General features: G+C 43.5%; 12 protein-coding genes. 11 read left to right on the top strand and 1 reads right to left on the bottom strand.

Annotated elements, in window-relative coordinates:
- Positions 1 to 182 precede the first annotated feature (182 nt).
- From J7E32_RS14940 to J7E32_RS14925, 4 genes are all read left to right on the top strand, one after another.
- Entirely contained in the window at positions 183 to 920 is a 738-nt protein-coding gene (locus tag J7E32_RS14940; protein WP_214908679.1) for a hydrolase, read from the top strand.
- Positions 921 to 988: 68 nt separating this feature from the next.
- On the top strand, positions 989 to 1,816 hold the full coding sequence (locus J7E32_RS14935) for a hypothetical protein (protein WP_214908677.1): 828 nt from the start codon (positions 989 to 991) through the stop codon (positions 1,814 to 1,816).
- Positions 1,817 to 1,959: 143 nt separating this feature from the next.
- On the top strand, positions 1,960 to 2,910 hold the full coding sequence (locus J7E32_RS14930; RefSeq protein WP_214908675.1) for a BMP family ABC transporter substrate-binding protein: 951 nt from the start codon (positions 1,960 to 1,962) through the stop codon (positions 2,908 to 2,910).
- A 24-nt stretch (positions 2,911 to 2,934) separates the two neighbouring features.
- Positions 2,935 to 3,123, top strand: a complete 189-nt coding sequence (locus J7E32_RS14925) for a ComZ family protein (RefSeq protein ID WP_041967344.1) — start codon at positions 2,935 to 2,937, stop codon at positions 3,121 to 3,123.
- A 26-nt stretch (positions 3,124 to 3,149) separates the two neighbouring features.
- Here the strand turns inward: J7E32_RS14925 and J7E32_RS14920 are convergent, their stop codons facing one another.
- On the bottom strand, positions 3,150 to 3,461 hold the full coding sequence (locus J7E32_RS14920; RefSeq protein WP_214908673.1) for a hypothetical protein: 312 nt from the start codon (positions 3,459 to 3,461) through the stop codon (positions 3,150 to 3,152).
- A gap of 292 nt (positions 3,462 to 3,753) precedes the next feature.
- On the opposite strand from J7E32_RS14920, the gene J7E32_RS14915 reads away from it, so the two are divergent.
- From J7E32_RS14915 to opp4C, 7 genes are all read left to right on the top strand, one after another.
- Complete coding sequence (locus J7E32_RS14915) at positions 3,754 to 4,686, top strand: beta-ketoacyl-ACP synthase III (protein WP_214908671.1); 933 nt, start codon at positions 3,754 to 3,756, stop codon at positions 4,684 to 4,686.
- Positions 4,687 to 4,746: 60 nt separating this feature from the next.
- Complete coding sequence (gene fabF / locus J7E32_RS14910; RefSeq protein WP_214908989.1) at positions 4,747 to 5,988, top strand: beta-ketoacyl-ACP synthase II; 1,242 nt, start codon at positions 4,747 to 4,749, stop codon at positions 5,986 to 5,988.
- Between the two features lie 667 nt (positions 5,989 to 6,655).
- A complete protein-coding gene (locus J7E32_RS14905) occupies positions 6,656 to 7,639 on the top strand; it encodes an ABC transporter ATP-binding protein (RefSeq protein ID WP_214908669.1) in 984 nt (327 codons plus the stop codon).
- Positions 7,636 to 8,658: an ABC transporter ATP-binding protein gene (locus J7E32_RS14900; RefSeq protein ID WP_214908667.1), complete on the top strand. Its 1,023-nt coding sequence runs from the start codon at positions 7,636 to 7,638 to the stop codon at positions 8,656 to 8,658. Before J7E32_RS14905 ends, J7E32_RS14900 begins: the two co-directional genes overlap by 4 nt.
- 213 nt (positions 8,659 to 8,871) lie before the next feature.
- A complete protein-coding gene (locus tag J7E32_RS14895; RefSeq protein ID WP_214908665.1) occupies positions 8,872 to 10,524 on the top strand; it encodes a peptide-binding protein in 1,653 nt (550 codons plus the stop codon).
- A 122-nt stretch (positions 10,525 to 10,646) separates the two neighbouring features.
- Positions 10,647 to 11,597 carry an ABC transporter permease gene (locus J7E32_RS14890; protein WP_214908664.1) on the top strand — a complete coding sequence of 317 codons (951 nt, stop codon included), beginning with the start codon at positions 10,647 to 10,649 and terminating at the stop codon, positions 11,595 to 11,597.
- An 87-nt stretch (positions 11,598 to 11,684) separates the two neighbouring features.
- The gene (opp4C, locus tag J7E32_RS14885; RefSeq protein WP_286183305.1) at positions 11,685 to 12,524 is read left to right on the top strand and encodes an oligopeptide ABC transporter permease; all 840 of its coding nucleotides are present in this window, start codon (positions 11,685 to 11,687) and stop codon (positions 12,522 to 12,524) included.
- Positions 12,525 to 12,625: the final 101 nt, after the last annotated feature.

The raw sequence follows: 12,625 nt of genomic DNA, 5'->3' as shown, positions 1-12,625 counted from the left end.
TGAAAAGCGTTTTCATGATACACTTCTGTTTTTATAAATCATGGTAAAATTAATGTATCGAACTTATGGAGATTTGAACACATAGAGAAGGGATTAATATGAAAAAATGGGCAAATCCCCTTTCCTTTCTTGTTAAATTACATACAGTAATATGAATAATCTGTAGGGAAGGGGTTGGTAAGATGGAGAGCCGGAACATTAAACTGGATACCGAGTGGAATGTCATACATTATCCTGAAAAGCCAAATGGTTTCGGTATCCTGACGATTGGGGATGAAAGGCATTTTGTGAACAGTGAAAGCAGCTTCTGGACGCAGAATGAAGGTAAACGTTCACTATTGAACATACTGAAAAAAGAAGGGTATACTGTCTTCTATTCAAACTTATATGGAAGGCATTGGGGAAGTGAGAAGGCTGTCGAGCTAACAATGAGACTGTGCAGCCATATCGTCCGTAATGAAATATTGAATACTTCTTTCCATGTTGTGGCAGAGGGCATGGGCGCACTTGTAGCCTTGAAGCTTTTAGCTGATAGTGATTTTAAAATCAGGAGCTTGATCTTAATCAACCCGATCCTCTCTTTAAGTAAGCATTTGGAGCAGGAAAAGGAGAATAAGTTTTTTTATAAAAAGCTTGTCGCAGAACTAGAAGCGGCTTACGAAATAGATATTAGCAAGCTGCTCGAGAGCCTGGATGGCATCTCTTACAGTCCTGCTTTCAATAAAGAAACGCCCGTAAAAATCATCCATGTATTAACAGGAAACAGGGCATATAAGCAGTCAAGCGTCCTTAAGGAACTGTCCGCTGAATGGGAAAAAGAGGGCCTGCCGGTTACAGTTAGCTATGTACTTCCTGAAAAAGTGCTTCAAGCAGGAAGCCAAATCGTACAATTTTTTACAAAATACGAGCAAGTCCTATAACTCCCTGCAAATATTTTCAGTTTTAGATTCATAGGATACAAGAGAGTATTTGTAAGGAGGGGTTCAATATGGAAAGGGCAACCATTCTCGGAATATATGACTTTATAGGATATAGTCTGTGCCGTCATATGCTTGATCTAGGCGTTGAGATAGATGGAATCCATCTGTCAGGAAACATAGATGATTATTTTACAGAGGAAAAACGTCTCGAAATCGGCAGGAATGCTAATTTCTCAGAGATCAGTCTGGAAGATTGGGAAGCTGAGCAGGCAGAAGGGTTTCTGTTCGTGACTTTGTTTGAGTCGCTGCAGACTCGGGATGGTAAAAAAGATTTTTTGAAAGCACTTATCAGCAAATTAGAAGATCGTCATTTGAAAAAGCTGCCGACAGCTGTTATTCTGCCTGCATATTTTGCAGAGGAAAACATGGAGTTTAGAGAGGAAGAAACAAAAATCAGCACAATAATCAACAATCGGAAATCGACACTTCTAACAATTTATTTGCCGACTATTTATGGTCCCTGGCAGCCGGAAGCGTGTTTTTTCCAGCAAGCGATTTCTCATTCTTCGGGTAATGGCAGTAGGCTTCCTGATGTCAGCAAATGGGAGTGGAAGCATGATTGCTTGTATATAGATGATGCTGTCAAATCGATAAAGGAAATGGCTGAATCAGGCCAACAGGGCCAGTACTTACTAGCAAGTGGAGAACAGGACAGGTGGCTGCAATGTGCAGAGGAGCTGCTTGGCCAGGATGCTGCAAAACTCAGGAACGAGGTTGCAGCACCAGGAATAAAAGCAGCCATCCAAGTCAGGACAATAGGACAAAATGAGCAAATCAGCAAGGGGTTAAGCAGGCAAAAGGAGCATTTTGCCCGGATACAGGACAGCAGAGTGTAAGCGAATTTCAATAAATCACTTTTCAAAGTGATACTCCAGAGAGTAAAATGGTAAAAGATTCTTATAATCGGTTCCATTTTAATAAAGCGAACACTGAAAGATTTAAAGGATTTGCACAGTGGCGCATAAAGGAGATGCATCGGATGCTGACACGTTTCGGGCTAATATTATTAAGCCTTCTTTTGCTTGGGGGTTGCGGACAACCTCTTGCAACAGGCAAGGCGGAGAAAGTCGGCCTTTTGGTGCCTGAAACTATAAATGATCAGGTGTGGGGGACGAAAGGGTATCGAGGACTACTGCAAATCCAATCCAGCCTGGGAGTTGACGTCTTTTTCAAAGAAGGAATGAATTCACAGGAAGATGTAGAGGCTGCAGTGAAGGAGTTCGACCGCCAGGGAGTCAACCTCATTTATGGGCATGGAAATGAATACGCAACTTATTTCAATAAGATATCAGGGAACTATCCTGACATACATTTCATAAGCTTCAATGGAGATGCCAGAACCAAAAACTCGACAAGCCTAAATTTCAAGGGATATGCCATGGGCTTTTTTGGCGGAATGGTCGCGAGCCACATGTCCGAAACAGGAAAGGTAGGAATCATTGCCGCATATGAATGGCAACCTGAAGTCGAAGGCTTTTATGATGGTGCGATGTTTGAAAACAAGGATATGAAAGTCGACATACGCTTTGTTGGTCACTGGGATGACCAAAAGAAAGCGCTGGATGTTCTTGGTGATGTATTAGATGAGGGAGCTGATGTCATTTATCCTGCTGGAGATGGGTATAATGTACCTGTGATCGAAAGCGTAAAGGACAGAGGCTTATATGTAATTGGCTATATTTCAGACCAGTCAGATTTTGGCGAGTCGACGGTATTGACGAGTACTGTCCAGCATGTTGATGACTTGTATGAATTGACAGCTGAGAAGTTCAATAATGGGGAATTAAAGTCGGGCAATCTATCATTCGATTTTCAGGATGGAGTTATTTCCCTCGGTGAGTTCAGTCCTAAAGTCGATTCCAAGTTCAGGGAAAGAATAGGCACGTTTATCAATTCTTATAAAGAAACCGGCAAATTGCCCAACCAGTAAATGAAACAGAAGGAGATATGATAGATGCAAAGCAATGATAAAACCATGGAGTTCATGCAAATCGCGATGAAATACCTCCCGGAAGCTCAGCAAAAACTGCAGGAGGCTGGCATTGAATTGACAATGGACAACCTGCAGCCATTTTTCACGCTTTTCACTAATGTAATGAACGAAGCTTATGAGCTGGGAAAAGCAGATGCTGCAAAAGAATAATTCAGGAACGAAAGCTGAGGGGCGCCTCAGCTTTTATTTTTTTCGATGATATGGTCAAAAAGTGGTTTTACTTTGCCCACTAGTGGCTTGAGCTCTCTGGCTGATGTGATCAGTGTATCTACATGGTACATGACTTCATCTAAATCAATTTGTCCCAAATACTTGTTAAGAGGAGAATCATTTTTCTCACTTTGCTGACTAGATTCTTCGTTATATCTTGGCCGCCCGAACATAAATTGATCGAAATGAGTATACTCTTGTTCAACTTGATCGGAACTCTCATCATTCTCTCTCTTTAGCTTGAAACCAAATAAGTCCCTGTCTCTTCCATCCTCCATTTTCACTCCCACCTTTCTATGTTTCTATCTATTTTTTAAAAAATTGAAAGCAACTGGTTAGGCTGGCTTATTTCAGACTGCCTTAGGCCGCCAACAACCGGCCCAAAAAGCATTGGTCTTCACTGTCAGTTTATGATTGATCTGGCCATTTGGACTAGGGCAGGAGCGGAATTGTTAATTTTCAGTTGCAGGGAACGAGCAGTTTCTGCTAAAATTAGTACCAAGTCATAATAATTGATAATAAAAATTTTAACGAAATAGACAGAATCCAAGATAAAAGGAGATGGAGCCCATGAATGCAGGGATAACTGGGGTTGGGCGGTATTTGCCGGAAGAAGTTGTAACAAACCTTGATTTGGAAAAGAAAATGGATACCTCGGATGAATGGATCCGGACAAGGACGGGGATTGAGGAAAGAAGAATTGCAGGCGACGATATGGACACTTCAGATTTAGCCTATCGTGCTGCTGTTGAGGCAATCAGTAATGCTGGGATCTCAGCTGAGGACCTCGACTTGATTCTTGTAGCGACCGTTACGCCTGATCAGCCTTTCCCAACAGTATCTTGTATGCTCCAGGACCAATTGGGTGCGAAAAAAGCTGCCGCAATGGATCTGAGTGCCGCATGTGCTGGATTCATGTATGGAATGGTTACTGCTAAACAATTTATTGAAGCAGGCGCATATAAGTATGTTTTAATAGTAGGTGTAGAAAAGCTTTCCAAGATAACCGACTGGAACGATCGCAACACAGCTGTTTTGTTTGGTGATGGTGCGGGTGCGGTCGTCATGGGACCTGTTTCTGATGGCAGAGGAGTGCTTTCTTTTGAACTCGGATCTGATGGTTCAGGCGGCAAGCATTTATACCAGGATGACTTTATTGTGATGAATGGACGCGAAGTTTTCAAATTTGCTGTCAGGCAGATGGGTGAGAGCAGCATCAATGTCCTTGAAAAGGCAGGACTTTCAAAAGAGAATGTTGATTTCCTGATTCCCCACCAGGCAAATATCAGGATTATGGAAGCTGCCCGCCAGCGACTTGAGCTGCCTGTAGAAAAAATGTCAAAGACCGTCCATAAATACGGAAATACATCAGCCGCATCGATACCGATCTCGCTTTTTGAAGAGCTGGAAGCAGGCAAAATCAAGGATGGCGATGTAGTCGTTATGGTTGGTTTTGGCGGCGGTTTGACATGGGGCGCGATCGCATTGCGCTGGGGTAAATAAACCAATTATTAGATGAACTCTATATTAAATAAGAGTCTGAATAAAGGAGATGCAATAATGATGGAGAAACGCAGAGTCGTTGTTACTGGAATCGGAGCTGTTACGCCTCTTGGAAATGACGCAGAAACTACATGGAACAATATCATTGAAGGTGTATCGGGAATCGGACCGGTTACGAGATTGAATGCAGATGACTTTCCTGCAAAGGTTGCAGCAGAAGTAAAGGAATTCAATGTTGAGAACTTTATGGACCGGAAAGACGCAAGAAAGATGGATCGTTTTACACATTATGCCGTTGCTGCTTCATTGATGGCTGTAAAAGACTCCGGCCTGGAAATTACCGATGAAAACGCTCCTCGAGTCGGAGTATGGATCGGCTCAGGAATCGGCGGCATGGAGACATTCGAGCAGCAGCACGAAACCTTCATGAACAGAGGATACCGCAGGGTCAGCCCTTTCTTCGTGCCAATGATGATTCCTGATATGGCAACAGGACAGGTGTCCATTACACTTGGCGCAAGAGGCTTTAATTCTTGTACAGTCACAGCGTGCGCGACTGGAACCAACTCAATCGGGGATGCCTTCAAAGTAATCCAGCGAGGCGACGCTGACGTAATGGTTACTGGCGGTGCAGAAGCGCCGATTACAAAAATGTCTTTCGCAGGCTTCTGTGCGAATACGGCGTTATCTACTAACCAAGATCCGCAGAAAGCGAGCAGGCCATTCGATAAAAATCGTGATGGGTTTGTTATGGGTGAGGGCGCTGGAATCGTAGTCCTTGAGGATCTGGAGCACGCATTGACCCGTGGAGCAAAAATTTACGCTGAAATCGTCGGTTACGGCGCTACCGGTGATGCTTATCACATTACCGCTCCAGCTCCAGAAGGGGAAGGCGGAGCAAGAGCGATGAAAATGGCGCTTGACGATGCAGGCCTTGCACCGGAAGAAGTAGGATACATTAACGCCCACGGAACAAGCACTGAATATAATGATAAATACGAAACAATGGCCATCAAATCAGTATTTGGCGAGCATGCTTACAAGCTTACGGTTAGCTCGACAAAATCGATGACAGGCCACTTGCTTGGCGCAGCAGGCGGAATCGAAGCAATTTTCACGGTTCTGGCTTTGAAGGAAGGAACCCTGCCGCCAACAATCAACCTGGAAACACCTGACCCAGAATGTGACCTGGATTATGTGCCAAACGCAGCACGCAAGCAACAGGTCAATGCAGCAATCAGCAATTCGCTGGGCTTCGGCGGCCATAATGCGACAATTGCTTTTAGAAAATACGATGCTTAATGAGGAAAAAAACTCCTCGAACTAAAAAAGCAGGAACCCTATTTGATTTTAGGGTTTCTGCTTTTTTTTATAGCTTTATTGCTCCACCACCTCACTTTGGGTAAAAGCAGAATGTCTCCATTGTCCGAAAAGGTGCGTGTCCCCCTATTTGGGTAAAAGCAGAGCATCTGCATTGCCCGAAAAATTGCTTGTCCCCGTATTTGGGTAAAAGCAGAGCGCGTGCATTGCGCGAAAATGAGCTTGTCCCCGCATTTGGGTAAAAGCAGAGCACGTGCATTGCCCGAAAAGGTGTTTGTCTCCGCATTTGGGTAAAAGCAGAGCACGTGCATTGCCTGAAAAGGTGTTTGTCCCTGCATTAGGGTAAAAGCAGAGCATCCCACTCCCAAAAAACCTTCAATTGAATAATTCTAACAACTAATATAAAACACTCCCGATATCTTGTTCCTGATTTAATAGAAAGCTCAAAACTATTTTCCTGCTAAAACAATTTGCCTGCAAAAGGTCTATTCCTATATCTTGAGAAAAAAATATTAAGATGAAAAAAGTAATGAAAGTGTAATAAAAGAAGACTGTTTCTAATAATTAATAATTATCAGAATCTTTCGCTTGGTCAGAAAGTCATTTCTCTTAATATCAATTTCATTGGGATAGGCGGTGTGCAAGAAACGTGACAGCCTTATTGGAACTAAAGAATCTTAAAACCTATTTTAAAAGGAAAAAGACAATGATTCCTGCAGTTGACGGGGTTGATCTAGTCATCAATAGAGGGGAAACTGTCGCATTGGTAGGGGAATCAGGGTCTGGCAAAAGTATTACTTCTCTATCGATTATGCGGCTGATTCCTAGTCCTCCCGGAGAAATTGTGGACGGGCAGATTTATTTTGATGGACGGGATCTTGCCAAGGCAAGCGAGGAAGAGATGTGCAAAATTCGCGGAAATGATATTTCAATGATTTTCCAGGAACCAATGACATCGCTCAATCCTGTACTTACTATCGGTGAACAAATCACGGAAGTCCTGACATACCATCAGGGCTTGAATAATGCTATGGCGAAGAAAAAGGCGATTGAGATGCTGGAGTTGGTGGGTTTTTCCCGTGCAAAGGAAATAATCAATGATTATCCGCACAGGCTTTCGGGTGGAATGCGCCAAAGGGTGATGATTGCGATGGCGATGAGCTGCAACCCTAAGCTATTGATTGCGGATGAACCGACAACTGCATTGGACGTGACCATCCAGGCGCAAATATTGGACTTGATGAAGGACCTGAGCACAAAGTTTGAAACATCAATCTTAATCATTACGCATGACCTGGGAGTGGTTTCTGAAGTTGCTGATCGAGTCGTCGTCCTGTATGCAGGCCAGGTAGTAGAAGAAGCAATGGTTGAAGACCTATTTGAAAATCCGCTGCACCCTTATACGATTGGCCTTATGGGTTCCATCCCATCTATTGACGAGGATCATTCACGGCTCGCCTCTATTGAAGGAAATGTTCCGTCACCTGAGAATCTCCCAAAAGGCTGCCGGTTTGCACCTCGCTGCCCGCATGCATTTGAGCGCTGTTTCATTGAAATGCCAGAGCTTGTGAGAAAATACGCCAATCGTTCTGTAAGATGCTTTTTGCATGACAGCAAGGAGGTGAAGAAATGACCTCACAAAATCAAACCCTTGAAAAGAACTCACAGGAAAATAGTTCTGAAACCTTGCTTGAATTACAGGATGTAAAAAAGCACTTTCCTATAAAATCTGGCTTGCTGCAAAAGACAGTTGGTCATATAAAGGCAGTCGATGGAATAAATCTGAAGGTGAATAAAGGTGAGACTTTAGGGATCGTCGGAGAATCAGGCTGTGGCAAATCAACAGTCGGCCGGACCATTATCCGACTCTATGAACCTACCGATGGAAAGATCATTTTTAATGGCAGGGATATCTCCCATCTATCGGAAAGTGAGCTTCGCAAGGATGTACGAAAAAACATCCAGATGATTTTTCAGGATCCGTTCGCGTCTCTTAACCCTAGGAAAACACTGAGATCAATCATCAGGGAACCGCTGGATACCCATCATCTTTATAAAAGCAAGGAACGGGATGAGAAAGTCGAAAGTCTTTTGGAAAAAGTAGGGCTCAATGCTTCATTCATCAATCGGTATCCACATGAATTTTCTGGAGGGCAGCGGCAAAGGATAGGGATTTCAAGAGCGCTGGCATTGAACCCTGAACTGATTGTTGCCGACGAAGCTGTGTCAGCATTGGACGTTTCAATCCAGGCCCAAATAATTAATCTGATGGAGGACCTTCAGGAAGAATTCGGCTTGACTTATATATTCATATCCCATGACCTGAGCGTTGTCAGGCATATAAGTGACAGGGTTGGGGTTATGTACCTCGGAAAAATGATGGAGCTTGCTTCAAAAAAGGGGATTTACGCTGAACCACTCCATCCCTATACACAGGCATTGCTTTCGGCTGTGCCTGTTCCTAGAAAAAAGGGAGCCCTAAAGAGGGAACGAATCATCTTGAAAGGTGAGCTGCCAAGCCCGGCAAACCCGCCAAAAGGGTGTGTCTTCCATACAAGGTGCCCAGCCGCATTTGACCTTTGCAAACAAGTTAACCCCGACTTCAAAGAAGTCAAGAACAACCATTTTGTTGCCTGCCATCTGTATACATAGTGCAGGAGCATGACTTGAAAGGAGGAGATACCGGCACCTGTCTATTGTTAAGGCAATTTGCGTAACTTTTGTTGCCTTTACCACTATTAATGTATACGAATTTTGAGTCTTTTTTTAATGAGTCTCGAAGTTTGTAAGAATGCATTATCTAGTACGGCCAACAAAACATTCGTTGATGGCTAAAAATCTAGTGAAATCTAAGGGGGAAATGATGTGAAATTAAGAAAAGCTTCGTGGTGGTTGATTAGTCTTACTTTGATCCTGTCGATCTTCCTGACAGCCTGTACGGGAGGAAAAACAGCTGAGGATCCGAAAGAAACTCCTGGAGATGATGGCAAGACAGAAGAAGAAGCAACTGGTCCGCAGCAAGGCGGGGATTTAATCATTGGTTCTACGGGTGCACCTACCGTTTTCAACCCGCTTTATTCAACGGATACATCCAGTTCTGACATTGAAGGATTCATTTATGACAGCCTTGTATCATCTGATACGGAATTTAATCCGACAATGAGCATGGCCGAGTCAATTGATATATCTGAAGATGGTTTGACATTTACAGCCAAACTAAAAAAGGGAATCAAATGGCATGATGGAGAAGAATTCACTGCTGATGACGTCGTTTTCACCTTCAGCATTCCAAAGGACCCTGATTATAATGGTGAGCGCGGATCTGCTTTTGAAGCGATGGAATCAGTTACAAAAGTCGATGACTATACTGTCGAGTTCAAGCTGAGCAAGAAAGATGCTTCCTTCTACCCGGTTTCGTTAAGCTATTACATTCTGCCTGAACATATCCTAAAGGATGTTCCTGTTGCGGAACTGGGTGAGCATGAGTTCAATACAAAGAGCCCGATTGGTACTGGTCCATTCAAATTCGTTGAATGGAAGGATGGGGAGTATGTAAAAGTTGAAGCATTCGATGATTACTTCAAAGGTCGCCCTTACCTTGATACACTCACATACAAAATCGTACCGGATATGGATGCGATGATCGCGCAAATCCAGGCAGGAGATATCCACTTTGCTGCAGGAGTTCCTGGAACTGACATTGAAACAGTCAAATCATTCCCAGGTGTTAAAGTCGAGTCTGGCTTGGGCCTTTCTTACACATATCTTGGCTACAACCAGAAGAATGAGCTGTTCAAAGATAAGAAGGTTCGTCAGGCAATAACTCATGCAATTGACAGGGAAGCAATCGTCAGCTCTGTCATGAACGGTGACGGCAAAGTGGCACACGTTCCTGAAAGTCCACTATCGTTCGCATACAATGAAGATGTTCCTAAATTTGAATTTGACGTTGAAAAAGCAAAGTCTTTGCTGGCCGAAGCTGGCTGGAAGGATTCAGATGGCGACGGAATCCTTGATAAGGACGGCAAGAAATTCTCCTTCACGGTAAAAACAAACCAGGGTAACAAAGTAAGGGAAGATATTGTCGTGGTCCTTCAGGAGCAATTGAAGGAAGTTGGAATCGAAGCAAAGCCTGAAATCGTCGAATGGAGCGCGTTCATTGAGCAGATTTCCGCTCCGAATTGGAATTATGATGCACTGGTACTTGGGTGGAGCTTGTCAACATTCCCAGACCAATATGATATTTTCCACACAAGCCAGATGGAAGCAGGCTTGAACTTCGTATGGTACTCGAATCCTGAAGCGGATAAGCTGATGGAAGAAGCAAAACAGATTCTGGATCAGGATGAATATAAGGCAGCATATGCCGACATCTATAAGATGCTGGCGGAAGACCAGCCATACACCTTCCTGTACTATCCTAACGTGCATAGGGTAATGCCGGCGAATCTTGAGGGCTATGTTTTCCACGCGAAGGATGATTTTTATGAAATCAGCAAGTGGTGGCTGAAAAAGTAGATACTTTCTCACCACAAAAAGGCTGAAAGGGAAGGGGGATTCCCTTCTCTTTCTTTTTAACTCTGAAAATAAGATTTGCCAGCCATAAATATAAACGTATTCATTTTAAAAGGAGAATTGCCATGCTATCTTATATCATTCGCCGAATACTGATGGCCATTCCTTTGCTGTTGGGGATTACGATTGTCTCCTTTGCAATCATGAAGCTAGCTCCCGGTGATCCTGCCAGCCTGATGATGGATCCGACGATCAGTCCGGCTGATAAGGAAAGGTTTATGGAAAGGTACGGGCTTAACGATCCTGTCCATATTCAGTATTTAAAATGGCTGGGAGCCATGCTTCAGGGTGACTTTGGTACATCGCTTATCCGTAAAGGTGTTCCAGTAATAGAAATGATCATGAACAGGGTGCCAAATACGATTTTACTGATGGTTGTTTCAACAATCCTGGCCATATTAATTTCGATTCCATTTGGAGTGATTTCGGCCACACGACCGTATTCCAAGCTGGATTATTCAGTAACAGTCACATCATTTCTTGGAGTAGCAACACCAAACTTCTTCCTTGGCCTGATTTTGATCATGGTCTTCGCGGTACAAAATAACTGGTTCCCTACTGGAGGAGTAGCGACATTGAACGCCCCTTTCAGTATATGGGACAGGATACACCATTTAATCATGCCGGCATTTGTTTTGGCTTCGGCGGATATGGCCGGACTGACTAGGTATACGAGATCAAGCATGCTCGAAGTCATTAAGCAGGATTATATGAGGACTGCCAGAGCGAAAGGCTTTAGAGAAAACAAAGTCATCTATAAACACGGCTTACGTAATGGCCTGATTCCGGTCATCACGATTTTCGGTTTGATGATTCCTTCCTTCATTGGAGGAGCTGTCATTGTTGAAAAAATCTTCACCTGGCCAGGGATTGGCTTATTGTTCGTAGATTCGGCGTTCCAGCGGGACTATCCCGTTCTTATGGGTTTAACTGTAATTTCATCGGTGTTTGTCGTCATCGGAAATCTGATTGCCGATATACTTTACGCAATTTTTGATCCAAGGATCGAGTATTAAGGGGAGGTAAACATGGCAAAAACAAATCTAGCTGGAAATACTTCTGGCAGCCTTGACTTGCATGGCATTAAAACCTCGCGGGACACAATGCTCGGGATCATTGTCAGAAAGTTTTTCAAAAACAAGCTTGCCATTTTTGGCGGAGTATTCTTGATCATCATTATCTCAGCAGCACTTTTAGCGCCGGTAATCGCACCATTCTCGCCATCTAAACAAAATCTGCTGTTAAAATTGCAGCCGCCAAACAGTGAACACTGGCTGGGGACAGACCGATTTGGAAGGGATGTCTTTTCTAGGCTTTTATATGGTGCAAGAATATCTCTATTGGTCGGTTTCGCCTCAGTATTGGGCTCGATTACAATCGGAACGTTTCTTGGAGCGGTCGCTGGCTATGTTGGCGGGATTGTTGACGCTATTATCATGCGTTTTGTAGATATCATTCTATCAATCCCATCCATTTTCCTATTGATTACACTAGTCACGATCTTCAAGCCAGGAGTAGATAAGTTAATATTAATCTTCGCGCTGCTAGGTTGGACAACTACTGCGCGTCTTGTCAGAGGTGAATTCCTGTCATTAAGGTCGAGGGAATTTGTCCTAGCATCTAAAACAATCGGGACAAGGACACATACGATTATATTTTCGCATATCCTTCCGAATGCGATGGGTCCAATCATTGTCTCAGCCACATTGGCAGTTGGCTATGTCATTCTGGCAGAATCAGGATTAAGTTATTTGGGACTGGGCATTCAGCCTCCAGACGCAAGTTGGGGAAACATGCTCCAGGACGCACAGAATTTCACTATTTTATTAAAATCATGGTGGTATCCGCTCGCACCGGGATTAATGATTCTGTTGACGGTCATTTGTTTTAACTTTGTCGGTGATGGACTCAGGGATGCACTTGACCCTAAGATAAATGAGTAACAGTCTTAATTCTTCAAGGATCAAATCATGCGAAAAAACGAGTCAGGGAAACCTGGCTTTTTTCTTTTACTAGGTAATTATAAAATAATTTCAATGTGGAT

It is taken from the genome of Bacillus sp. ISL-55 (genome assembly GCF_018613155.1).
Lineage (GTDB): Bacteria > Bacillota > Bacilli > Bacillales > Cytobacillaceae > Mesobacillus.
Note: the sequence above shows the minus strand (reverse complement) of the source record. Positions and strands in the feature narration are given on the sequence as shown.